Here is a 22,354-nt window from a genome sequence, read left to right as displayed (position 1 = left end):
GTCCTCACGCCTTTGTCACAGGGTTGGCAAAGGTGAACGCATCAGAAAAGAACTCGTCTTCCGGCAGCCCGTGCTGCTGGAAATCACGATGCGCTGCTGCCACCATTTGTGGTGCACCACAACAATATACCTGATACGCGCTCATATCCGGGTGATCCTGTAGTACTGCCTCATGCACCAGCCCGACCCTGCCCTGCCAGGCATCATCAGGCGTGGGATCGGATAATACCGGCACATAACGGAAGAACGGATACTGTTCCTGCCACTGCCGCGGCAGCTCATCCATATACAGGTCCTGCCTGGTCCTGGCACCCCAGTACAGTATCATCGGGCGCTGCACGCCATGATGCACCGCTTGCTCCACAATCCCCTTCACTGGTGCAAACCCGGTACCACCCGCTACAAAAATCACAGGGCGCTGGCTGTCTTCACGCAGATAAAAAGTCCCAAACGGTCCCTCCAGCTGCAAAATGGTTTTCTCGGCCATTTCGCTGAACACATAGTGGGTAAACTGGCCGCCCGGCACCAGCCGCATATGCAGTTCGAGAAAGCGGTCATGATAAGGCGCATTGGCCAGGGAGAATGCCCGCCGCCGCCCATCCTTGAGCAGAAATTCAACATATTGCCCTGCCATGAACTGCATACGCTCATTCACCGGCAACTTGAGCGTCATGCGCATCACATCATGCGACAGCTTTTCCAGCTTCTCCACACGGACAGGCATAATACGGGGTGGGATACCATCCCCAGCCACTTCGCGGCATTCAATGACAAGATCAGACAACGGTTGCGCGCAACAAAACAATGCCTTACCGGTTTTCTTTTCGTCTGCGCTCAAGGCGCTTTCGAAATAATCGCCATCATTCACGTCGCCTGCAAGAATCTGGCCCTTGCAGGCGCCACAAGTACCATTGCGGCAGCCATAAGGCAGACTGATACCTGCATCAATCGCGGCATCCAGTACAGTATCGCCATCCTCCACCATGAATACGCGGTCGCTGGGTTTGATAATGACTTGAAAAGACATGGAGCTCCTGATCGTGCACAAGTACGGCCTGACGCCGAAAAGCGCCTAGTCTAGCATAGCGCTAGTCCTCGCGCCGATACTCGCCCTCTATGACATCCCCGGCGGTTGGCTGCTCTGCAGGTGCATTGCCGCGATATTCAGAATAAATGGTTTCACGTGAAACGAACTCTTCATCATTGGCCGCAACTGGCTGCTTACCCCCTCCAGGAAGCAATAGCAAGACCACGGCAATCAGATCGCTAACCACTCCCGGGATAATGAGCAATACGCCAGCAATCAGGTTCTTTGCACTGCCGAACATGGCGCGCACAGGAGTCCCGCCTGCTTGCAGGGTTTGCATCATACGCCCCATCAACAAGTTTCTTTCATCCTGAATCAAACGCCAGCCCAATATACCCACAACGACCAGGTACACCAGCACCAGCCAACCATATCTTGCTGCCAGCTCTGCCAGTATCCATATCTCAGCCACTGGAAAAGCTAGTAGAATCAGCAAAAGGAAAATAAAACGCATGAAACTTCAATCTCCATCATCAGAAAACAACAACGCCATCCTGATCCTGACCAATATGCCGGATCAGGCCAGCGCTCAGCACCTGGCTCACGAACTTATCAACCGGAAACTCGCGGCCTGCATCAACCTGCTTGCGCCCTACCAATCGTTCTACCAGTGGCAAGGCAAACTGGAAACCACAACAGAAATTCCCTTACTCATCAAAAGCACCGCTGCACGCTATCCCGAGCTGGAAACCATCATTCAGGAACTGCATCCGTACGAACTTCCCGAGATCATCCATGTCCCAGTGACAGGCGGTTTACCCGCCTACCTTGAATGGCTACACCAGGAAACCCAGGCTTGAACTCCGTATCGCACCGTTACTTCTCATTTCTTCTGCTGCTTGCAACCCTGCTGCTCTCTGCCAATATGGCGTATGCCGCAGGCAGTAGCCAGTTGGGAGAGTGGCTGAACCAGGGTCGCAGCACATTCCTGGGCAAGGATACAGATAATATTCTGTCACCAGAGCAAGCTTTCAAGCTCCAAGTAGAATTAATTGATGCAGATCATCTGCAGGCCCACTTCAACATTGCACCAGGTCACTATCTTTACAAAAATAAAATCAGGTTTGAGCTGGTGCCTGCCAGCTACAAAATCAGTCAACTTGATTTGCCACAAGGTGACTGGAAACAAGATCCAACCTTTGGCCGCACGGAAGTATTCCACCACAGCTTCAGCGCCGATATGCACTTGGCTCTGGCAAACTCCCCCAGTGACACCATCACGGTACAGGCAACATACCAGGGATGCAGCGAAAAAGGCCTGTGCTACCCACCCCAGCAGCGCACATTCACACTGGACTCCCTGCATGCGACCACCAGCAGCACTGCAGGTTCCTCTCCTGCACCAATATCCAGCGAAAGCGAACATGACCAGGCAGCCAGTTTATTGGCCAATGGCAATACCTTGCTGATACTAGGTGGTTTTTTTGGATTTGGCCTGCTACTGTCACTCACTCCCTGCGTATTACCCATGCTGCCTATCCTGTCCGGCATCATTGTTGGCAGCCGCAATAAAAACCGCTGGCATGGTTTCCGGCTTTCACTGGCATACACTCTGGGCATGGCCTTGAGTTATACCGCCGCAGGCGTGGCGGCAGGCTTGTCCGGTCAACTGCTGAGCACGGCCTTGCAAAACTCCTGGGTACTGAGTGCCAGTGCAGTGATATTTGTCCTGCTTGCCTTGTCCATGTTCGGCTTTTACGAACTCAGGCTTCCCACTGCCCTGGAAAACCGTTTGATCACCGCCAGCAATCGTTTGCCAGGAGGACGTTTCATAGGCGTGTTCTTCATGGGCATACTTTCCGCACTGGTTGTCAGCCCCTGTATCGCAGCGCCACTCGCCGGTGCCCTGATATATATCGGACAGACCCAGGATGTCATACTCGGCGCATCTGCCCTGTTTGCACTATCCATGGGCATGGGCGTACCCCTGTTATTGCTAGGCGCTTCAGCCGGCGCATTGCTACCCAAGGCCGGACCATGGATGATGGCAATCCGCCAGTTCTTTGGCGTTTTCATGCTCGCGGTGGCCTTATGGCTGATCTCGCCATTATTACCCACCAGCCTGCAACTGCTGCTCTGGGCCGCACTACTCATCATCCCAGCCATCTTCATGCATGCGCTCGACCCTCTGCCGGCAGCAGCAGGCGCATGGCTTCGTTTCTGGAAAGGCATTGCGATTCTCATGCTGCTTGTAGGTGCTACGCTGGTCATCGGTGCCGCCTCCGGTGCAAAATCACCATTGCACCCATTGGCGAGCCTGACCGGACAAAACATATCGCCATTGTCCTTTCAGCGTATCAAAAGTGTCGCCGATCTGGAACAAGCGCTGGCGACAAACGCAGGCAAGCCAGTCATGCTGGATTTTTATGCTGACTGGTGCGTCGCCTGCAAAGAGATGGAGCAATTTACGTTCAACGACACTCAAGTACGTACTCACTTGCGTGACTTTACCTTACTGCAGGCCGATGTCACCCTCAATGATGTAGAGGATCAAGCATTACTCAAGCATTTTGGCCTCTTCGGGCCACCTGGCATTATTTTCTTTGACAATGCTGGCAAGGAAATGACGCCTCACCGGGTAATCGGCTACCAGAACAGTAGCAAATTCCTCGCAACATTGAATGCGGTAAAAACCAATGCCTCTCCGCCGGAATAAATTCAAACCAGGCAAGGGAATCTGCCTATTGGCTATAGCGGCAATAGCCGGCGTAGCACTGATAGCAGGCCAGCAGTTTCATGAGCAGCCTGCTGAGGCCTCCATTTCCACCTCGTCCTTTTTTGCTGCCCATGCCATTGATACCGAGGGTGCAGAACAAGCTCTGGCGCAGTGGCAGGGGCAAATATTGGTTGTGAACTTCTGGGCTACATGGTGCGCGCCCTGTCGAACGGAAATGCCAGAACTGGCAGCATTGTCCCGTCAATATGCAGGCAGACTGACCGTCCTCGGTATTTCTCTGGATGACAGCGACCAGATGCGGGCATTTTCTGCAGAAACTCCCATGCCTTACCCATTGCTAGCGGCTGATGTGGAAGGCATGTCACTCAGTAAATCATTGGGCAATAGTAAAAGTGTCGTCCCTCATACCGTCATTATTGATTCCAATGGTAGAATTGCCGGGAGTTTTCTCGGGCGCATCAGCAAGGCCTCATTAGAGGAATCCCTACTGCCGCTTCTGACCGTATCCCCCATATCTCATCAGTAAGTAATTTCGCTAAATTCCCTCAATTCTCTAGACAAAATACCCTGAATTACGGCAAACTTGCAGCCATTAAAGTTACACTGGCGGTCAAACCGCTCCCTTTCATGGCCCAACTGTCTTCCAAATCCGTACTGGTACTACATGGTCCCAACCTTAACCTGTTGGGATTACGTGAGCCTCATCACTATGGTGCGGATACATTGGAAAATATTGATACTCAGCTCAAGCAGCAGGCACATGCTGCAGGCATTGCCATTGAAACCTTTCAGAGTAACCACGAGGGTATGCTGATAGAGAAAATCCATGCGCTGGCACACCAGCCTGTAGATTTCATCATCATCAATCCCGCAGCGTTTACCCACACTTCCGTAGCCTTGCGCGATGCACTGTCTGCGGTAAAAACCCCTTTCATTGAAGTTCATCTTTCGAATATCTACGCACGCGAATCCTTCCGCCATCACTCCTATTTCTCTGATCTTGCCGTGGGCGTTATCAGTGGTCTTGGAGCACGTGGATATTCCCTGGCTCTGAACTACGCCATCACCACCATTACCGCTGCGTAATGGGTTAACACATTTTTGAGGTAAAACATGGATTTACGCAAACTGAAGAAGCTGATCGACTTGGTTGAAGAGTCCGGTATTTCCGAGCTGGAACTCACCGAGGGCGAGGAAAAGGTACGCATTTCGCGCCATCTTCCAGCCTCCCAGGCGCCGGTTCAATTTGCCCAGCCTTACATTGCTGCTCCTGCAGCCCCCCAGGTAGCCATACCTGCCGCGGCAGCTGCCGAACCTGCAGCGCCTGCCATTGAAGGACACGTGGTCAAATCGCCTATGGTAGGCACTTTCTATCGTGCCCCATCTCCTGATGCCAAGCCATTTGTTGATGTCGGCAGCAGCGTCACTGCCGGTGATACCGTCTGTATCATTGAAGCCATGAAGCTCCTGAACGAAATCGAAGCCGACAAGACTGGTGTCATCAAGGCAATCCTGGTCGAAAATGGTCAACCAGTAGAATTCGGCGAACCGTTGTTCATCATAGGCTAGGAATTTACATGTTCAATAAAGTCCTTATTGCCAACCGGGGTGAGATCGCGCTGCGTATCCAGCGCGCCTGTCGCGAGCTTGGCGTCAAGACAGTTGCTGTGCATTCTGAAGCTGATCGCGAGACCAAATACGTCAAACTTGCTGATGAATCCGTGTGCATCGGCCCTGCGCCTTCTGCACAAAGCTATCTCAACATTCCGGCCGTCATCAGCGCTGCAGAAGTCACTGATGCCGAAGCCATCCATCCTGGTTACGGTTTTCTATCCGAGAATGCCGATTTTGCAGAGCGCGTCGAGCAAAGCGGGTTTGCATTCATCGGTCCACGTGCGGAGACTATTCGCCTGATGGGTGATAAAGTCAGTGCCAAGGACACCATGAAAGCAGCTGGTGTGCCTTGCGTTCCAGGCTCAGATGGCGCCCTGTCAGATGACGCCGATGAAACCCTGCGTATTGCCAGATCCATCGGTTACCCGGTCATCATCAAGGCTGCTGGTGGTGGTGGTGGTCGCGGCATGCGTGTTGTACACACGGAAGCTGCGCTCTTGAATGCCGTGAACATGACCAAGGCCGAAGCACAAGCGGCTTTTGGCAATCCCATGGTCTACATGGAAAAATTTCTGGAACAGCCGCGCCATATCGAAATTCAGGTGCTTGCAGACCAGCATGGCAATGCCATTTATCTGGGTGAACGTGACTGCTCCATGCAACGCCGCCACCAGAAAGTTCTGGAAGAAGCGCCTGCCATTGGCATCACACCCGAGTTGCGTGAGAAAATCGGTACGGCATGTGCAGAAGCCTGCAAACGCATCAATTACCGCGGTGCCGGCACTTTTGAGTTCCTCTATGAAAATGGTGAATTCTATTTCATTGAGATGAATACCCGCGTGCAGGTGGAACACCCTGTTACCGAGATGATCACGGGCATTGATATCGTCAAGCAGCAAATCCTGATTGCAGCTGGCGAAAAGCTCGACATCAGCCAGCAGGATGTCAAACTCTCCGGCCACTCCATCGAATGTCGCATCAACGCAGAAGACCCATTCAACTTTGTGCCATCTCCTGGCCGGATTAGCACATTCCATATGCCCGGTGGACCTGGCATACGCGTTGATACCCATGCCTACCAAGGTTATATGGTGCCTCCCAACTATGACTCCATGATAGGCAAGCTGATCGCCTACGGCGACACCCGTGAGCAAGCAATTGCCCGCATGCAGATCGCGTTGTCGGAAATGGTGGTAGAAGGCATCAAAACCAATGTAGCCTTGCACAAGGAGCTCATGGCTGATGATGCATTCCGCCATGGCGGCACCAGCATCCATTATCTGGAGCATAAACTGGGTATTGCCTCCAAATAATGGGCTGGATCTCGTTAAAGATTGAGGCGCAGGATAATAACGCCGAACTGTTGAGCGATGCCCTGATGGAGCTTGGTGCACTGGCCGCCAGTATTGAGGATGCCAATGCGGAAACCCCGGATGAGCAGCCCATTTTTGGCGAGCCTGGCGATCCTCCTCCAGGCATATGGCAGCAAAACGTGGTCAGCGCCCTGTTCAACGAAGATACAGACCTGCACACCGTATTGCAGTCATTGAGCGAAGCCACCGGCATTGCGACCTTCCAGTACACGACGGAAACCATTACGGAGCAGGATTGGGTGCGTGCCACCCAATCCCAGTTTGATCCCATCCGTATCCGCGATGACCTCTGGATCGTACCATCCTGGCATGATGCTCCCAATGCAGATGCATTGAATATTGTCCTTGACCCCGGCCTGGCGTTTGGTACCGGTAGCCACCCAACCACGCACCTGTGCCTGGCCTGGCTTGCGGATACCGTCAGCGCAGGTGCCAGCGTGCTGGATTATGGTTGCGGCTCGGGTATTCTTGCTATTGCAGCACGCAAGCTCGGCGCAAGCCAGGTCATCGGAGTGGATATTGATCCGCAGGCTATTCAATCCAGTGTCTATAACGCTGAACAAAATGCGGTCGATGCCAGCTTCTTCATGGCGAATGACCTGCCCAACGGCCAGTTCGATATCGTTGTTGCCAATATTCTATCCAGCGCGCTTTCCGTACTGGCCCCAGCCTTGGCAAGCACAGCACGACCCGGCGGAAAAATCGCACTTTCAGGCATTTTGCGGGAACAGGCGGAGCAAGTCAGTGCCATTTACCAAGAGTGGTTTGATATGAACCCACCCGTCTTCATGGATAGCTGGGTGCTGCTGACAGGAAGCAGAAGGTGACGCACTGATATGCAGCTACTGACCTCCTGCCCAGCGTGCAATACCCGATTTCACGTCAAGCCGGAACAATTGGCGGCACATGGAGGCCATGTGCGCTGTGGTCATTGCCTGCATATATTCAGGGCCTCAGCAGGACTATATGAAGTGCTGGCCCCACAGGCGCTGACAACAGCACTGCCCGATCCCGGACAAGCTCCCGCACACGACAACCACCCTAAGCCAGAACCCTTCATCATCTCCCTTGTCCAGGATGCTCCTCACTTCGAGGTTACCGCTGCCAGCGCAGCTCCATCCTTCAGCATGGATATCGCTGCCCTGCTCAACAAAAATCACGACAACTCCATCGACGAAACAAAACCCGAGACTGTCGTTGAATCATCCAACATGGAATTGCCTGAAGCCATCCGGGCACCGCTGCCCGGCGCGAGCTTCCTTGCCGAGGAAACTCCTGCTGTGCGCCAGATACCATTATGGTTGGCCCTGGTATTGATATCAGCGCTCTCGCTCGCGGCCATTGGGCAATCTGTTTATTTCTTCCGCACAGAACTGGTCAGTCACTGGCCAGCCAGCAGGCCAACACTGGTCACAGCCTGTAAGTGGCTGGGGTGCACGGTCTCCCTGGCACGCGACTCCTCTTTATTGGCTCTGGATGACTCAGACCTACAGGAAGATTTCGAACATCCTGAAGTCATCCAGCTATCCACCACTCTCATCAATAATGCAAGTTATGCGCAAGCCTTTCCTGTACTGGAACTTACTCTGACAGATAGCAGCGACCAGCCGAAACTGCGCCGTATTTTCCAGCCGGCAGAATACCTGCCTCCCGCTACCAATATAGATGACGGGATACCCGCCAAACAGAGCATACAGATTCACCTGGCATTTTCTACCAGTGGCGAAACCGTCTCTGGTTACCGCGTCTTTGTCACCTATTAGTCCAGACTCCGCATCGTGGTCATAACCGGCACTCATGAAAATCATGAGGTGCAGATCATGATGCTGCGCATGGCAGGTTGATCACGCTTCTATAAGATACGAATCATGCATTGCGTGATTGGAAACACAGTCCCGCAGTTTCTACCCCGAACCTAAAGGAGAGTTATTATGTGGACCAAGCCAGAAGTCACTGAAATGCGTTTCGGTTTTGAAGTAACCATGTACGTCTGCAACCGCTAAGTCTGTTGCTCATCTCCGTACACAAGGGGCCGTCAGGCCCCTTTGCTTTTTACTCTATTGGCTGCAGGCATGGCGATTGTAATGAACGCAGCGCATTCAACAAGCATTCTATTGCCTGCCCACGCGTATAGCCCTTACGCCATGCCAGAGCCATACGCCGCGTAGGCACAGGATCGGCAAAAGGAATCATCTTGATCAGTGGGTTCTGGTAACGCTCAACTGCTGCACTACACGGCAATACCGTAATACCCAGATTGGAAGCCACCATATTGCGGATGGTTTCAAGTGAGTTGCCCTGCAATACTTCTCCGTGCCTCGACAACTCAGGGCAAGCCAGCACTACCTGATTACTGAAACAATGCCCGCTATTCAGCAGAAGGACTTTCTCGTCAGCCAACTCCTCGGCATGAATCTCGGTACGGCTGGCCCAGGGATGAACGTCCGGCACAGCGACGACAAACCCTTCGTCATACACAGGTTCATAACTCACGCCGGGCACATCAAAAGGCAAGGCAATAATCGCGGCATCGATCACACGATTGCGTAACTGGGTTTCCAGATTGACCGTCAGGTTTTCTTCGACCTCCAGCGGCATTTCCGGCGCCAATACACGCAATGCAGGAATGATTTGTGGTAACAGATAAGGCCCTGCGGAATAAATCACGCCCAGCTTGAACGATCCCGCAAGCTGGTTATTGCCCATACGCGCAATATCCTTGATCCGGTTGGACTCTTCCAACGTGCGATTAGCCTGCGCCACAATCTGCTCGCCAATTGGCGTCATCGCCACATCTTTGTGACTACGCTCGAAGATGATTACGCCAAGCTCCTCTTCCAGCTTCTTGACTGCCAGACTCAAGGCTGGCTGACTCACAAAGCATTTTTCTGCAGCACGGCGGAAATTGCGTTCGCGCGCCACTGTCACAATGAATTTGAGTTCACTCAGCGTCATGCCAACTCCTGATAATCAATACATATTGAATTCTAACAATTAATAAATCATTAATATATGTTATCTAAAAATACCATATCGCCAAACGTCGCTAAGCGTATTAAATAATGATAAATTCCGTTGTTTTTACTGAAAGTAACGTGTGCCTGCTGTTTTGAACTGGCTCAAGGGTTTCAAGCCGCAACAAAGCCCTGTCAATCATCATGAAAAACTACGCGCCTGCCTAGGTGCCATGCTAGGCATCCTGGTCAGCGCAAGCATGAGTGCCTGGCTACTGGGTGCAGAGAGCCTGCCTTTCCTGATTGCGCCTCTGGGCGCCTCTGCCGTGCTGCTGTATGCAGTGCCTGCCAGCCCCCTGGCACAACCATGGTCCATTATGGGGGGGAACCTGATCTCCGCCATGGCAGGTATCGCCAGCCTGTATTTTATCCCCAGCATTCCTGTCGCCGCCGCTGTTGCAGTGGCGCTTGCCATCAGCCTGATGTTTGCATTGCGTTGCCTGCACCCACCAGGTGGAGCAGTAGCCCTCACTGCCGTGCTTTCCGGTTCCCTGGCACTGGAACATACTGCTTACTTCCTGCTGTTGGTCATTCTCAATTCCGGCCTGTTGCTGCTGGTTGCTCTCGCTTATAACAATGCCACCAGGCGACGCTACCCTCACCTGGTCAAACCGGAACCCAACACCCATAAAACCGGTGATGTCAGCCCATCTCATCGCATAGGTTTCACCTCGGATGACCTGGACGCCGTGCTCAAGCAATACAATCAGGTGCTGGACATTGCAAGAGACGATCTTGAAGACCTGCTTCTGCAAACGGAGATGCAGGCATACAAACGTCGTTTCGGGGAAATTACCTGTGGCGACATCATGTCGCGTGATGTGGTCAGTGTGGAATACGGCACATTACTGGAAGAAGCCTGGCCCCTGCTCCTCAACCACCACATCAAGGCCTTGCCAGTGGTAGATCGTGCCCGTCGTATTATCGGCATCATCACCCGTTTCGATTTCATGAAACATGCCAATCTCGATGTCTATCCCGGTTTTGAGGAAAAACTCAGGCAGTTCGTACGACGCACCTTCCAGGTGCAAACCGAGCAGCCTGAAGTAGTCGGGCAGATCATGACAAGCAAAGTCATGACAGTAAGTACAAACACACATATCGTCGAGCTAGTGTCTCTGCTGTCAGAACATGGTATCCATCATGTTCCGGTGCTGGACCAGGAACGCCGCCTTGCTGGTATCGTAACCCAGACCGACCTGATTGCCGCCCTTTATCGAGGGCGGCTGGAGGAAACTACCCGTTAACGGATCAGGGCTGGATCGGGCGCAATGCCTGGAAATCCGCGCCGCTTGGGTTTTGGAATACGCGTAAACCAAATTCCGGCAAAATAGCCAGCAAATGATCAAAGATATCTGACTGGATCGCTTCATACTGCACCCAGGCCGTGGTATTGGTGAAGCACCAGATTTCCAGCGGAATACCTTCCGCAGACAGGTTCTGCTGGCGTACGACCATGGTCATCCCCTGATGCAACCTGGGATTATGCTTAAGGTATTGCTCCACATAAGCACGGAAAGTGCCGATATTGGTCACCCTACGGGTATTAATCGGCTGCTTGCCTTTCTCTCCCAATGCCTTATTCCACTCATCCAGCTCATTCTGTTTTTTCTTCAAATAATCATCCAACAAGCTGAACTTCTCCAGGTGCTGCAGCTCATTGGAAGTAAGGAAATGAATACTGTTCTGGTCGATAAAAATACTGCGCTTGATGCGACGCCCACCAGACTCAAACATACCGCGCCAGTTCTTGAAGGAATCAGTGATAAAACGCTTGGTCGGAATTGTCGTAATCGTCTTGTCCCAGTTCTGTATCTTGACTGTGTGCAAGGCAATATCGATTACATCGCCATCGGCATTCAGTTGTGGCATCTCCACCCAGTCGCCAACTCGGATGATGTCGTTAGAGCTGATTTGCACACTCGCCACCAGAGAAAGTAACGTATCCTGGAAAATCAACATCAGCACCGCTGCCATTGCACCAATACCAGACAACAAAATTACCGGGGAACGATCCATCAAAGTCGCCACCACCAGAATCGCAGCCAGGATGTAAATCACCAGTTTAACCACCTGTACATAACCCTTAATTGGCTTGCGATGGGCATCAGGCCGCTGCTGCCAGACATCATTGACCACATCCAGCACACCAGCAATTGCCAAGCCAATGGTTAATACGATAAAGCCATGTGCCACATTGCGTACCACCGTCACCACGGCTTCTGGCAGGCCAGAAATCCAGGCAATACCCACGGAAATAATCAAGGCCGGTACAATATTCGATAAACGCGCCACCACACGATTTCTTGCAATGGCCTGCCCGACAGTGGCAGAGCGCAATACTTTATGTAGTCCTCGAACAAGGATATGCTTCACTACCCAGTTAGCAAACCAGGCACCAAGCAATAATAGTGCAACACACACCAAACTGAATACTTCTTGATGGCTTTGCAGCCATGCAACCAACTGACTCCAATTTTCTGTCATTACTCTCTTTCCTATCTGTTACAACATGTGCGACCAGTACGTAGCCAGCCACCTCGAATATTCCCGCCATATCCATAGCAAATCACCCTTCATGGCAAAACAAAGCTGATGGCCAGCCAAATATTTTAGGGAACAGAATTTTAGTACGCTCTGAATGGGATAGGTTCAGAAAAAATCCCACCTCGCCTGCCATTGACGGAAAACTCGGCATAGGTATTTGTCTGGCATTGTCCTACATGGCAATCAGCAACCTTCCGATACAGCATGACTCATGCTGAGCGCAGGATAAAACTTCAACTTTGAAGGAATCCATCATGAAATTTCTGATTAAAGCAGCAGTACTCACCTATGTTGTCAAACGTGTTGCCAAATCCTATTTACACAAGGCTTGATTCACCGGGGAGTAGACACTCCCTTTTCCATATTTTCCAGCTCCTATTGAAAGGGTGTTCATGAACCTGCACCTCAGTCTTGCTCCTGTTATTTCCCTGATTGCCGGCATCCTGATCCTGGCAATTCCACGCTTGCTTAATTATATTGTGGCGCTTTATCTGATCATCATTGGCATTCTGGGCCTACTGGGTCCCCAGGCCTTTGGGGCCTGAGACTACCCTAAATTGTGTCAAAGTCGCGTCAAAACAGGCTCTAAACACAAAAATTTGCTTGATTGATGCGCAAAAGGGGTTTATTTGATCGCTGGTTGTGATATTTTCTCCTCTGTTACTACTTAACCTGGTAACAAGGCGAAGTATCAGCCTTACTATAATTAGCTTGATAACCCAATATACACAAGGACTGGACAACATATGAACAAGACAGAACTGATCGAAGAAATCGCCAAGGAAGCTGGTATTTCCAAGGCCGCCGCAGGCAAAGCTGTTGATGCATTCACTGCATCCGTAACAGCCGCATTGAAAGGTGGAGATACAGTAACTCTGATCGGCTTCGGTACTTTTGGCGTTTCCGAGCGTGCTGCCCGTACTGGCCGCAACCCTCAAACTGGTCAGGAAATCAAGATCGCTGCTCGTAAGGCCCCTAGCTTCAAGGCAGGTAAGGCACTGAAAGATGCATTGAACTAATAATTGTTCAATGAGCACGATATAAAACGCCAGCTTATGCTGGCGTTTTTGTTTGCTCCGGCAACAAGACCTTGCCGAAACACCGGCTCACAGGATTACCGATATATGCGCCATAAGGCGCTATCTGCTGATAACCCAACCATTGATATAACGTGATGGCAGCAACCTGCAGATAACCGGTTTCCACCAGTATGCGTCGCATGCCCTGCTGAACCGCAAATTGCTCAAGCTCATGCAGCAGGCGTTTGGCCAATCCAAGCCTGCGCGCGGATGGCCTCACGAACAAGCGCTTGATTTCTGCCTCTCCCTCAGCCAGTGGCATCAATGCCACACATGCCAGTGCCTGGCCATCCTGGTATGCCACCAGTGTCAGCATGGGTTGCAACGATGTGAGCGCCGGCATGGCAGGATAAATCTGGAACAACTCCTGCTCCAGCTGCAACAAAAGCTGCTGCACGTCGGCATCAGTAAATCGGCGGGAAGCAATCACCATCCCGCTGGTCTCGCCTTGCTTATTCTTCATCCTGGTCTGGCGAGTGGAATTCCACATCCTCATATACAGACTCGGCAATAGGCAACAGTGCTTCATGCAATGCCTGTTCGGTCTCCAGGCTGTATTGCTGCTGTGCTGTCAGCGCTGGTGCTGTTTCCAGTGCCTTTAACAATGGCTCATAATCATCTCCTGATATACTGAAATGATCATCGCTACCTACAGGCTTGTTATAGGTAAGCGAATATCGCCGTTGGTGTAACTCAAGATCGAATCTGATATTAAAATAGGGGATTGCAGTCTCGTTTTCTTTCGACTCACCATAATCAAAGTCGAGAAGGACGACATCAACATCCTGGATGCTTATGATTTTGCCGTGCTGTGTCACTGCATTTTCCTTAGATAGCTTAAACCCGTTATTGTACTGGGTTTAAGCAGCATCCCACTATAATCTGCGAGGAGGAAACAATGCCCAAGGTTTTCAAATCTGATGTGGAATGGCAGCAGCAGCTCACCCCATTGCAATATGAAGTGACACGCCATGCCGCCACCGAACGCGCTGGCACAGGAGAATACGCCTATCATTCCGAGCATGGCATTTATCATTGTGTCTGCTGTGATACACCCTTGTTTGCATCCGATACCAAATTTGATGCCGGCTGTGGCTGGCCCAGTTATTTCGAGGCCTTGCACCCCGACAACATCCGCGAGAAGAGAGATACATCACACGGCATGATACGTACCGAGGTGATCTGTAATGTCTGCGATGCCCACCTTGGCCATGTATTCCCTGACGGGCCGCCCCCCACCGGCATGCGTTACTGCATCAATTCCGCCTCACTGCGTTTTGAGCCTGTGTAACCTGTATGCGCGAGCTGGAGGAATTGTTCTCAGTCCTGGGACGCTCCCGCTTCCGCAGCTCGTTCAAGCTCAATGCCCAGGATAAGGCTTACTTGCATAGCAAGGGATTGCCAGTCATCAACGACCATGCCCGTGACTTTATTGCCAGGCGCCTGGCTCCAGCTGTCATTGCCAATGATGGCAAGCAAACCCCATATCGCGGCCACCCGGTATTCGTCGCCCAGCATGCCACTGCATGTTGCTGCCGTGGTTGCCTGCAAAAATGGCACCTGATTCCTGATAACCGTGCATTGAGCGCCTGCGAGCAGGATTATGTAGTTCACGTGCTCATGCATTGGCTGGAGCAGACGTATTGAACAGGAAGCAGTGTTTTACAGGAGCGTTGCTTATGCCTATCATTGGCGACCCTGAACCATTATCAACCCATCATTTCAGTCTGACATGACCACTTCCATAGACACCGATATCCTACTGGTCGGCGGCGGCATCATGAGCGCCACGCTGGGCACCCTGCTCCACAAACTCGACCCGGAATTACGCATCACGCTGGTCGAACAGCAGACTGAAGTTGCCAGCGAAAGCAGTGATGGCTGGAATAATGCCGGGACAGGGCATGCTGGTTATTGCGAGTTGAACTACACGCCGCAGAATGCAGACGGCAGTGTTTCCATTCCGCGCGCGCTCAAGATCAATGCTGCTTTTGAAGAGTCCCTGCAATTCTGGGCCTGGCTGGTAGAGCAAGGCATGCTGGATGAACCCACGAGCTTTATCAACCCGACGCCCCATATCAGCTTTGTCTGGGGGGACAAGAATGTTGCCTTCCTGAAAAAGCGCCACGCCGCCTTGAGCGCCCATCATTTATTCGCCGATATGGAATACAGCGAAGATCCGGCTGTATTGCAACAGTGGATGCCACTGGTGATGGCATCGCGCAACACAGATACGCCAGTAGCCGCCACGCGCGTCGCTTATGGCAGCGATGTCGATTTTGGCTCGCTCACCAGACAATTGGTACGCCAACTGGAGAAACAGCCAGGGTTCACACTGTTGACACAGCATGCCATCACCAGCCTCAAGCAGGAGCAAGGCCGCTGGCAGCTCAAGGCAAACAACCTGGCACAGGGAACAGCACTGCAGATCAATGCCGGCTTTGTTTTTCTCGGTGCTGGTGGCGCCACCCTGCCTTTGTTGCAAAAATCCGGCATCAAGGAAGCCAAAGGCTATGGCGGTTTCCCGGTCAGTGGCCAATGGCTGGTATGCCACAACCAGGAGGCAATCAACCAGCATCATGCCAAGGTCTATGGCAAAGCACCGATTGGCGCTCCCCCCATGTCCGTACCCCATCTGGATACCCGCATCATCAATGGCAAGCCCGCCCTGCTGTTTGGCCCGTTCGCCGGTTTCACTACCCGCTTCCTCAAACAGGGTTCGCTACTGGACCTCATCAGCTCCATCAAACCCGGCAATCTGAAATCCATGCTGGGAGCAGGACTCCACAATATGGATTTGACTCGCTACCTGATTGGGGAAGTCTTCCAGAGCCACCAGCAACGCGTAGCAGCCTTGCGTAATTTTTGTCCGCAAGCTGCTGAAAGTGAATGGTCACTTGTTTCTGCAGGCCAGCGTGTCCAGATTATCAAGCAATGTGAACAAAAAGGTGGAAAACTGGAGTTCGGCACAGAAATTGTCTCTGCTGCAGATGGTAGCCTGGCAGCATTGCTGGGAGCCTCGCCTGGCGCTTCCACCTCTGTCCCCGCGATGATGGAAGTATTGCAACGCTGCTTTGGCGAGGAAATGCGTAGTCCAGCCTGGCAGGAGCGTATGCAGGAAATGGTGCCATCCTATGGCCAGTCACTGGTTGAGGACGCAGCACTGTTGGGCAAAGTCCGCCAGCGCACCCTGTCCAGCCTGAAACTGGCATAAACCGGTTTCCAGAGCTGCCACTTCCTGCAGAAAAGCAGCGCCAGGTAACGGGGGCTGCGCCTGCAGCTTCTCTTGCCATACTCTCCATATCCAATTTCTGTGGTCGTCCCATTCCTACAGGGGTTTCAGTCGCTTGCCGATTCAATGCTGCCATCAACGTGGCCAGAATAGACTCGTCCTATCCAACAGAAAAACCTAAAAGGAGTCCCGTATGAAAGCCAATGTTAAAAGCCTGTTGCTGATTAGTGCCTTGCTGATGCCAATCGCAAGTTTTGCTGCTGACGGAGACAGTATTGAAACCAAGGTTAGTGATTCAGTCATCACAGCCAAGGTCAAAGCCGCATTCGCCAAGGACAAGCTGGTCAGTGCTTCTGATATCAAGGTAGAAACCGATAGCAACGGCTTGGTGCAATTGAGTGGTACGGCAAAAAGCAAGGAAGAGGCAGATCACGCTGTGGTGCTTGCCAAAAGTATTCAGGGTGTCACCGGCGTGAAGGATGATATCGTTGCGCCATAGCCCAGAAAAATCAATCTGGTGATAAAAATGGGGCACAAAGCCCCATTTTTCATGATGTCTTGAGCTTGAGATTCAGGTAAGCCAGGATTTCCTGCTTGAGCTGTTCATGAAACTGCTCGCGGTCAAACCCCTCTGGATCCGTGGTAGGCAACGCCCCACCTTGCTTGATCTTTAACGGAAAGGGACTGAGGAAGGAAAAATGCCCCGCATTGCTGACGCAGCGGCTATCCACTCTGGCTGGGTCAGGCACCCCCTCCAGCACAATGTCATTGTGCCAGGCAGGCGTGTACGGGTCATGCTCAGCACTCAGCATCAGGATGGGCACATGCACGCCGCTCAGGGCTGCCTTGGGCTTGAACCAGACAGTTGCAGGGGCGAGCAGCACCAATGCCTTGATGCGTGCATCATGCTCGACATCCACCAGGCTGGGCGCTGGCCCCTGATAATCCGGCTTGAATACCTCTGGCGGAAACCAGGGGTTTCCGCCAGCCAGTGCCAGTGCAGCATACCCGCCCATGGAATGCCCGATCACCGCCACATTGCCAGGTAACAGATAAGGGGCAAACCTGGCATCCTGGTACAAGTAATCAGTAGTCAGCTTGAGATGGCGTGGGCGGTATTGCAGATTATCCACCGTACCCATGAGTCGATTGTCCACACGGTTATTGCCTGGGTGTTCTATCATCGCCACGATATAGCCATGGCGCGCCAGGTGGCAGGTAATACTGCGATACAGCAAATGCGACCCACCACTCCCATGCGACACCAACACCAAAGGATACTGTCCTGGCGCAATGGGCGCATCCAGGCTGACCTCCATGACATAAGGCCCGAATCCCTGACTGACAGGAACCTGTTGTGTCGGATACATGACCAGCGCCGGAAATGAAAGCTCATTCCCAGCATCTTGCAATGTCATTTGACGAACACCAACGAACATATAATAATCAATGACTTATAAATAATACAGACAAAATAAAAGCAGACATTGAAAGTCTGCTTTTATTAGCATTGGCGTCCCCACGGGGATTCGAACCCCGGTTACCGCCGTGAAAGGGCGATGTCCTAGGCCTCTAGACGATGGGGACATGAAACATAATGTTTCTAGAGGGTGCGAATTCTAACCAAGAACTCCGACAAATGCTAGTGTTTTTTGAAAATTTGTTTACACAGCAGATTTCTACAAATCCACTGGATTTGCTAGCATAGCGCCCAGATGACTGATCCTGCCTTCCCACATCGCCGTATTGCTCACCTCGACATGGATATGTTCTTTGCCGGGGTGGAGTTGCTGCGTTATCCGGAATTGCGTGGGCAGGCGGTCGTAGTAGGCGGCCGCTCAGCCCAGCAACCCAGGCAATTGCCTGACGGCAGTTATCAATTCTCCCGCCTGCGTGAATATAACGGACGGGGAGTAGTCACCACATCAACTTATGAAGCGCGCAAACTTGGCGTCTACTCTGCCATGGGCCTCATGAAATCGGCCCAATTGGCGCCCGATGCCATCCTGTTGCCAGCAAATTTCGAGTCCTATCGCCATTATTCGCGCCTGTTCAAGGCAGCAGTCGCCGAGATTGTGCCCCAGATTGAGAACCGGGGCATTGATGAAATTTATATTGACCTGAGCACCATCGAAGAAGATACCCATACGCTTGCCATGCGCCTGAAACAGGCTGTAATACAGGCCACAGGCCTTTCTTGTTCCATCGGCATCGCTGCCAACAAGTTACTGGCAAAAATTGCTTCCGACCTCGACAAGCCTGATGGGCTGACCATCATTGATGAGCAGGCCTTCCGCGAGCGTATATGGCCGCTTCCTGCCAAAAAGATCAACGGCATAGGACCTAAAGCCACGGCCAAACTGGAAACGCTGGGAATACACTCTATCGCCGACCTAGCTGCTGCAAACGCCAGGCAGCTACAGCAACATTTCGGTCGTAGCTATACGCATTGGCTTATGCAGGTAGCTCAGGGGCACGATGAAAGGCCTGTGGTAACCACATCCATCCCCAAATCCATGAGCCGTGAAACCACCTTTGAACGTGATATGCATGCGGTACAGGACAAGCGTTTTCTCGGCACGGCGTTTACTGCGCTTTGCGAGCGCGTGGCGGCAGACCTGCAACAGAAAGGATATGTGGGCCACACCGTAGGGATCAAGATCAAGTATCAGGATTTCCGTACTGCCACTCGTGACCTTACCCTGCCGACACCCACCAATAATGCCGCAGCCATCAGGCGGGCCGCAGGGGTTTGCCTGACGCGCCTGCCATTGGAGCAACGCTTCAGGTTGTTGGGTATCAAGGTGAGCAATCTGGTCCACATCGACGATATCCCAGCAGAAACACCGGAACAAACCAGCCTGTTTACCTGATCAGCCCGGCTGCCAGTACGCCAGGATATGTTCAACCAGATAATCAATGAGCGTAACTTACCAGGGGTAGCATGCCGGCCACGATGACAGGCATAGAAATTCAGTGGCTCAATTGCGCAGGAACATCCAGCCCGGGCAGGCTGGTGATACCCTGCAAGTTATCCGCTCTGCTTGCCCAAACGCTAAACCCCTGTCGTATTTGCATTTTTCATGTCTAGCATCATGGCGATGCCTATCGCTTTTGTATGCGTATGACTGGTGCGCCCTATCATCATGCGACTAGTCACTATCACCATAAAATCTTGAGCATGTGCACCATTCTCTGACAGCAAAATCAGTCATTCGACTATGCAGTAAAACATGCAGCGCTCTTATACTGAACGCTGAATGTCCCGATAAAATCCGGCTCAATGGAACTGTTCGGTGTCAAAACCATCCATATTGCATATGGTATGACCATTCGGTTTTTCAATCTATCTCAGGAGGTGTTATATGAAATTATTAATCAAGACCCTGATTGCAGGTTATGTCGCTAAACGGCTGACTCACTATCTCCTCAACCATAAAAAAACTCATACCATTGATGCCTGACCCCAAACCGGGTAAACACCCGGTTTTTTGTAACCTGCCTATTCGTATCCTATGCCTTGCCTGATTCAATTCCTGCTACTCTGCCTGACCCTGACCACATTATCCCTGCATGCACAGGAAACTGACCGCCAAACTCTGGACGGCAGCTGGCAGTTCCAGCCTATCGAGAAGGAATTGAATGTCACACCACAATTACAGGCTCCTGCACAGGGCTGGAAAAACATCAACGTGCCGGATAATTGGTATCGCCAAGGCCATGACATCAGTGGTTTTTCCTGGTACCAGAAACAATTCAAACTAGATGCAAAAAATAGTGCCAGAGTATCCCACTTGGTATTCAGTGGCGTGGATTACGAAGCTGATATCTGGCTCAATGATCGTTACCTCGGACATCATACTGGGTATTTCCAAGCGTTTGATTTCGATGTCACCGGCCTGTTGAAGCAAGGCAAAAACCAGTTACGCGTATTGGTGAATAGTCCTCTGGAAAAACCTGAAGACTGGTCCTTGCACAAGCGCCTGATCAAGGGGGTTCTCAGCCATCACGACACCCGGCCTGGCGGTGCCTGGTCTGATCGAGGGCAGGAAAAGAATACCGGGGGGATCTGGGCATCTGTGGAGTTGCAGTTCGCCGACCAAGCTGCACTGCGGCAGTTACAGGTCACACCACGCAAACAGGCAACCCTGGATCATCCACAGCGCTGGATGATCAATACCACGGCAGATATCCAGCAACATGTTTCACATGAAACATCAGTGACAGTGGAAGCCAGTATCAATCCTGAAAACTTCCAAGGGCCTGCTTCCGCTTTCAGGCTGCAGAAAACTCTCCAGCCTGGCAGCAATCCCCTTGCATTGAATTTTCCACTCAACAACCCTGCCCTGTGGTGGCCACGCAGTCATGGCAAGCCCAATCTCTACAGGCTGACTCTCAGTATCAAGGATGCCAGCGGCAAACTACTGGATAAGCAACAACAGGTATTTGGCGTGCGCGAGATCAGCGTCAACGATGGTCTGCAGTGGCATGTGAATGGCCGCCGCCTCTTCTTGCGCGGCACCAATTATATCGGCAGCCAATGGCTGGCGGAGATGACACCTGCGCGCTATCAGCACGACCTGGAAATGATGCAGGCAGCCAACATCAATGCTGTCCGGGTACATGCGCATGTCACGGGGCGCGCTTTCTACGAACTATGCGATCGCATGGGAATACTAGTGACCCAGGACTTCCCCTTGCTCTGGGGTTACAGCGACGATCCTGCCTTTATCAAGGAAGCACGGTCACAAGCCAGGGATATGGTGCAATCACTCAGGCAACATCCATCCATCATTTCCTGGACCATGCACAATGAACCTCCATGGGATTCTCCCTGGATGGCGCAGAAATATCCTGATTACCAGCCGGATATCAACCGTAAACTGGACGAATTACTTTACGAAGATATCAGCAAGCTTGATCCATTGCGTGTGGTACGCAAGGAATCTGCCACCAAGGAACATGAATGGATGGGCTGGTATTTCGACCATTGGCTTGCTTTCTCCCGCCCTGCGCCAACGCCCTGGAGCACAGAATTCGGCGCCCAGGCATTGCCCAACCTCAAGAGCCTGAAACGCATGTTCAGCAATGACTTGCTGTGGCCGGATACCGAGGCTAAATGGCGCGAATGGGAATACCACAATTTCCAGCGCAAGGAGACTTTTGAATTCGCCGGAGTAAAACAGGGTCGCAATATTGAGGAATTCATTGCCAACAGCCAGCACTACCAGGCACGACTGATCCAGTTTGCTGTGGAAAACTATCGCCGCCAACGCTACAGCCCGGTTTCAGCAGTATTCCAGTTCATGTTTGCAGAGAACTGGCCGTCCATTAACTGGGGCATTGTTGATTACTGGCGTGAGCCCAAGGCGGGCTATGCAGCGTTGCGTACGGCTTATCAACCCATCCTGCCCAGCCTGGAATGGAAACAGGATGAATACAAGGCAGGTGAAACCCCGAATATCGGCCTGTGGGCCATCAATGACACCTGGCATGGCTTTGAACACATTACCTATACCGTCACTCTGAGCCGGGACGGCAAACAACTGGACAGCCTCAAACTGCCCCTGGAAATGTTGCCGGATTCAGGCCACAAATTACGTGATTACCCACTAGCACCACTTGAACCCGGGCAATACCTCCTCAAAGCCGAAATCACTGATCAATACGGTAAACGCATGGGACACAACCAGTATCAGTTCAGCGTGGAATAACATCTATCGATAACGCA

At 52.0% G+C, this 22,354-nt stretch carries 25 protein-coding genes and 1 tRNA gene; 18 read left to right on the top strand and 8 right to left on the bottom strand.

The annotated features are described in order from the left end of the window. Positions 1–4: 4 nt before the first annotated feature. Positions 5–1,027 (bottom strand): CDP-6-deoxy-delta-3,4-glucoseen reductase, encoded by a 1,023-nt coding sequence (locus tag CHB59_RS06200; protein ID WP_089375359.1) that lies wholly within the window; start codon positions 1,025–1,027, stop codon positions 5–7. 61 nt (positions 1,028–1,088) lie between these two features. Continuing rightward, the gene (locus CHB59_RS06195) at positions 1,089–1,541 is read right to left on the bottom strand and encodes an FxsA family protein (protein WP_089375358.1); all 453 of its coding nucleotides are present in this window, start codon (positions 1,539–1,541) and stop codon (positions 1,089–1,091) included. Between CHB59_RS06195 and cutA the strand changes: the two genes are divergently transcribed. The 9 genes from cutA (at position 1,540) to pqqA (ending at position 8,754) form a co-directional block, all read left to right on the top strand. Further along, entirely contained in the window at positions 1,540–1,887 is a 348-nt protein-coding gene (gene cutA / locus CHB59_RS06190) for a divalent-cation tolerance protein CutA (RefSeq protein WP_089375357.1), read from the top strand. The genes CHB59_RS06195 and cutA overlap by 2 nt on opposite strands. After that, positions 1,884–3,743 (top strand): protein-disulfide reductase DsbD, encoded by a 1,860-nt coding sequence (dsbD, locus tag CHB59_RS06185; protein ID WP_281252020.1) that lies wholly within the window; start codon positions 1,884–1,886, stop codon positions 3,741–3,743. Before cutA ends, dsbD begins: the two co-directional genes overlap by 4 nt. After that, positions 3,724–4,290 carry a TlpA disulfide reductase family protein gene (locus CHB59_RS06180; protein ID WP_089375355.1) on the top strand — a complete coding sequence of 189 codons (567 nt, stop codon included), beginning with the start codon at positions 3,724–3,726 and terminating at the stop codon, positions 4,288–4,290. The genes dsbD and CHB59_RS06180 overlap by 20 nt, the downstream gene beginning before the upstream one ends. Before the next feature lie 101 nt (positions 4,291–4,391). Beyond that, positions 4,392–4,850, top strand: coding sequence for a type II 3-dehydroquinate dehydratase (gene aroQ, locus CHB59_RS06175; protein ID WP_089375354.1), 459 nt, complete (start codon positions 4,392–4,394; stop codon positions 4,848–4,850). Between the two features lie 27 nt (positions 4,851–4,877). After that, on the top strand, positions 4,878–5,333 hold the full coding sequence (gene accB, locus CHB59_RS06170; RefSeq protein WP_089375353.1) for an acetyl-CoA carboxylase biotin carboxyl carrier protein: 456 nt from the start codon (positions 4,878–4,880) through the stop codon (positions 5,331–5,333). A gap of 8 nt (positions 5,334–5,341) precedes the next feature. After that, a complete protein-coding gene (accC, locus tag CHB59_RS06165; RefSeq protein WP_089375352.1) occupies positions 5,342–6,691 on the top strand; it encodes an acetyl-CoA carboxylase biotin carboxylase subunit in 1,350 nt (449 codons plus the stop codon). Further along, a complete protein-coding gene (gene prmA, locus CHB59_RS06160) occupies positions 6,691–7,578 on the top strand; it encodes a 50S ribosomal protein L11 methyltransferase (RefSeq protein WP_089375351.1) in 888 nt (295 codons plus the stop codon). The genes accC and prmA overlap by 1 nt, the downstream gene beginning before the upstream one ends. Before the next feature lie 9 nt (positions 7,579–7,587). Further along, entirely contained in the window at positions 7,588–8,514 is a 927-nt protein-coding gene (locus CHB59_RS06155) for a DUF3426 domain-containing protein (RefSeq protein WP_089375350.1), read from the top strand. A 168-nt stretch (positions 8,515–8,682) separates the two neighbouring features. Further along, positions 8,683–8,754, top strand: coding sequence for a pyrroloquinoline quinone precursor peptide PqqA (gene pqqA, locus CHB59_RS11870; RefSeq protein WP_081774944.1), 72 nt, complete (start codon positions 8,683–8,685; stop codon positions 8,752–8,754). Between the two features lie 49 nt (positions 8,755–8,803). Here pqqA and CHB59_RS06145 read toward each other — a convergent pair whose 3' ends face one another. Further along, entirely contained in the window at positions 8,804–9,706 is a 903-nt protein-coding gene (locus tag CHB59_RS06145) for a hydrogen peroxide-inducible genes activator (RefSeq protein WP_089375349.1), read from the bottom strand. Between the two features lie 142 nt (positions 9,707–9,848). Here CHB59_RS06145 and CHB59_RS06140 point away from each other — a divergent pair, with 142 nt between their 5' ends. Continuing rightward, a complete protein-coding gene (locus CHB59_RS06140) occupies positions 9,849–11,012 on the top strand; it encodes an HPP family protein (RefSeq protein ID WP_245835064.1) in 1,164 nt (387 codons plus the stop codon). 4 nt (positions 11,013–11,016) lie between these two features. Here CHB59_RS06140 and CHB59_RS06135 read toward each other — a convergent pair whose 3' ends face one another. Next, positions 11,017–12,252 carry a mechanosensitive ion channel family protein gene (locus CHB59_RS06135; protein WP_089375348.1) on the bottom strand — a complete coding sequence of 412 codons (1,236 nt, stop codon included), beginning with the start codon at positions 12,250–12,252 and terminating at the stop codon, positions 11,017–11,019. 452 nt (positions 12,253–12,704) lie between these two features. Between CHB59_RS06135 and CHB59_RS06130 the strand changes: the two genes are divergently transcribed. Continuing rightward, on the top strand, positions 12,705–12,857 hold the full coding sequence (locus CHB59_RS06130; protein WP_089375347.1) for a DUF3096 domain-containing protein: 153 nt from the start codon (positions 12,705–12,707) through the stop codon (positions 12,855–12,857). A 201-nt stretch (positions 12,858–13,058) separates the two neighbouring features. After that, positions 13,059–13,331, top strand: coding sequence for an HU family DNA-binding protein (locus CHB59_RS06125; protein WP_089375346.1), 273 nt, complete (start codon positions 13,059–13,061; stop codon positions 13,329–13,331). Positions 13,332–13,365: 34 nt separating this feature from the next. Here CHB59_RS06125 and CHB59_RS06120 read toward each other — a convergent pair whose 3' ends face one another. Next, positions 13,366–13,854 carry a GNAT family N-acetyltransferase gene (locus CHB59_RS06120; protein WP_179212086.1) on the bottom strand — a complete coding sequence of 163 codons (489 nt, stop codon included), beginning with the start codon at positions 13,852–13,854 and terminating at the stop codon, positions 13,366–13,368. Next, the gene (locus CHB59_RS06115; protein ID WP_089375344.1) at positions 13,844–14,209 is read right to left on the bottom strand and encodes a hypothetical protein; all 366 of its coding nucleotides are present in this window, start codon (positions 14,207–14,209) and stop codon (positions 13,844–13,846) included. The genes CHB59_RS06120 and CHB59_RS06115 overlap by 11 nt, the downstream gene beginning before the upstream one ends. Before the next feature lie 80 nt (positions 14,210–14,289). On the opposite strand from CHB59_RS06115, the gene msrB reads away from it, so the two are divergent. From msrB to CHB59_RS06095, 4 genes are all read left to right on the top strand, one after another. After that, on the top strand, positions 14,290–14,682 hold the full coding sequence (msrB, locus tag CHB59_RS06110) for a peptide-methionine (R)-S-oxide reductase MsrB (RefSeq protein ID WP_089375343.1): 393 nt from the start codon (positions 14,290–14,292) through the stop codon (positions 14,680–14,682). 5 nt (positions 14,683–14,687) lie between these two features. Further along, positions 14,688–15,038 (top strand): DUF4186 domain-containing protein, encoded by a 351-nt coding sequence (locus tag CHB59_RS06105; protein WP_089375342.1) that lies wholly within the window; start codon positions 14,688–14,690, stop codon positions 15,036–15,038. Positions 15,039–15,123: 85 nt separating this feature from the next. Beyond that, complete coding sequence (gene mqo, locus CHB59_RS06100; RefSeq protein ID WP_089375341.1) at positions 15,124–16,605, top strand: malate dehydrogenase (quinone); 1,482 nt, start codon at positions 15,124–15,126, stop codon at positions 16,603–16,605. A gap of 211 nt (positions 16,606–16,816) precedes the next feature. Beyond that, positions 16,817–17,122: a BON domain-containing protein gene (locus tag CHB59_RS06095; protein WP_089375340.1), complete on the top strand. Its 306-nt coding sequence runs from the start codon at positions 16,817–16,819 to the stop codon at positions 17,120–17,122. Between the two features lie 49 nt (positions 17,123–17,171). On the opposite strand, the gene CHB59_RS06090 is transcribed toward CHB59_RS06095, so the two are convergent. Both CHB59_RS06090 and CHB59_RS06085 read right to left on the bottom strand, forming a co-directional pair. Beyond that, complete coding sequence (locus tag CHB59_RS06090) at positions 17,172–18,041, bottom strand: alpha/beta hydrolase family protein (protein ID WP_245835063.1); 870 nt, start codon at positions 18,039–18,041, stop codon at positions 17,172–17,174. Positions 18,042–18,134: 93 nt separating this feature from the next. Further along, positions 18,135–18,210: transfer RNA gene (locus tag CHB59_RS06085), tRNA-Glu, on the bottom strand. Between the two features lie 128 nt (positions 18,211–18,338). On the opposite strand from CHB59_RS06085, the gene dinB reads away from it, so the two are divergent. Together dinB and CHB59_RS06075 are read left to right on the top strand one after the other, a co-directional pair. Continuing rightward, the gene (gene dinB, locus CHB59_RS06080) at positions 18,339–19,496 is read left to right on the top strand and encodes a DNA polymerase IV (protein WP_089375338.1); all 1,158 of its coding nucleotides are present in this window, start codon (positions 18,339–18,341) and stop codon (positions 19,494–19,496) included. A 642-nt stretch (positions 19,497–20,138) separates the two neighbouring features. Continuing rightward, the gene (locus CHB59_RS06075; RefSeq protein ID WP_245835061.1) at positions 20,139–22,337 is read left to right on the top strand and encodes a glycoside hydrolase family 2 protein; all 2,199 of its coding nucleotides are present in this window, start codon (positions 20,139–20,141) and stop codon (positions 22,335–22,337) included. Positions 22,338–22,354 lie beyond the last annotated feature (17 nt).

Origin of the sequence: Methylobacillus rhizosphaerae (genome assembly GCF_900187985.1) — a bacterium.
GTDB lineage: Bacteria > Pseudomonadota > Gammaproteobacteria > Burkholderiales > Methylophilaceae > Methylobacillus > Methylobacillus rhizosphaerae.
This window is presented reverse-complemented; position numbering and strand designations above follow the sequence as displayed.

Excerpts from the sequence above, each read along its gene's own strand:
- prmA (WP_089375351.1), top strand. The coding sequence starts at position 6,691 with ATGGGCTGGATCTCGTTAAAGATTGAGGCGCAGGATAATAACGCCGAA.
- CHB59_RS06125 (WP_089375346.1), top strand. The coding sequence starts at position 13,059 with ATGAACAAGACAGAACTGATCGAAGAAATCGCCAAGGAAGCTGGTATT.
- accC (WP_089375352.1), top strand. The coding sequence starts at position 5,342 with ATGTTCAATAAAGTCCTTATTGCCAACCGGGGTGAGATCGCGCTGCGT.
- CHB59_RS06075 (WP_245835061.1), top strand. The coding sequence starts at position 20,139 with ATGCCTTGCCTGATTCAATTCCTGCTACTCTGCCTGACCCTGACCACA.
- CHB59_RS06090 (WP_245835063.1), bottom strand. The coding sequence starts at position 18,041 with ATGACATTGCAAGATGCTGGGAATGAGCTTTCATTTCCGGCGCTGGTC.
- CHB59_RS06130 (WP_089375347.1), top strand. The coding sequence starts at position 12,705 with ATGAACCTGCACCTCAGTCTTGCTCCTGTTATTTCCCTGATTGCCGGC.
- CHB59_RS06105 (WP_089375342.1), top strand. The coding sequence starts at position 14,688 with ATGCGCGAGCTGGAGGAATTGTTCTCAGTCCTGGGACGCTCCCGCTTC.
- accB (WP_089375353.1), top strand. The coding sequence starts at position 4,878 with ATGGATTTACGCAAACTGAAGAAGCTGATCGACTTGGTTGAAGAGTCC.
- CHB59_RS06120 (WP_179212086.1), bottom strand. The coding sequence starts at position 13,854 with ATGAAGAATAAGCAAGGCGAGACCAGCGGGATGGTGATTGCTTCCCGC.
- msrB (WP_089375343.1), top strand. The coding sequence starts at position 14,290 with ATGCCCAAGGTTTTCAAATCTGATGTGGAATGGCAGCAGCAGCTCACC.
- mqo (WP_089375341.1), top strand. The coding sequence starts at position 15,124 with ATGACCACTTCCATAGACACCGATATCCTACTGGTCGGCGGCGGCATC.
- CHB59_RS06195 (WP_089375358.1), bottom strand. The coding sequence starts at position 1,541 with ATGCGTTTTATTTTCCTTTTGCTGATTCTACTAGCTTTTCCAGTGGCT.
- CHB59_RS06145 (WP_089375349.1), bottom strand. The coding sequence starts at position 9,706 with ATGACGCTGAGTGAACTCAAATTCATTGTGACAGTGGCGCGCGAACGC.
- aroQ (WP_089375354.1), top strand. The coding sequence starts at position 4,392 with ATGGCCCAACTGTCTTCCAAATCCGTACTGGTACTACATGGTCCCAAC.
- CHB59_RS06200 (WP_089375359.1), bottom strand. The coding sequence starts at position 1,027 with ATGTCTTTTCAAGTCATTATCAAACCCAGCGACCGCGTATTCATGGTG.
- CHB59_RS06180 (WP_089375355.1), top strand. The coding sequence starts at position 3,724 with ATGCCTCTCCGCCGGAATAAATTCAAACCAGGCAAGGGAATCTGCCTA.
- CHB59_RS06155 (WP_089375350.1), top strand. The coding sequence starts at position 7,588 with ATGCAGCTACTGACCTCCTGCCCAGCGTGCAATACCCGATTTCACGTC.
- cutA (WP_089375357.1), top strand. The coding sequence starts at position 1,540 with ATGAAACTTCAATCTCCATCATCAGAAAACAACAACGCCATCCTGATC.
- CHB59_RS06135 (WP_089375348.1), bottom strand. The coding sequence starts at position 12,252 with ATGACAGAAAATTGGAGTCAGTTGGTTGCATGGCTGCAAAGCCATCAA.
- CHB59_RS06095 (WP_089375340.1), top strand. The coding sequence starts at position 16,817 with ATGAAAGCCAATGTTAAAAGCCTGTTGCTGATTAGTGCCTTGCTGATG.
- dinB (WP_089375338.1), top strand. The coding sequence starts at position 18,339 with ATGACTGATCCTGCCTTCCCACATCGCCGTATTGCTCACCTCGACATG.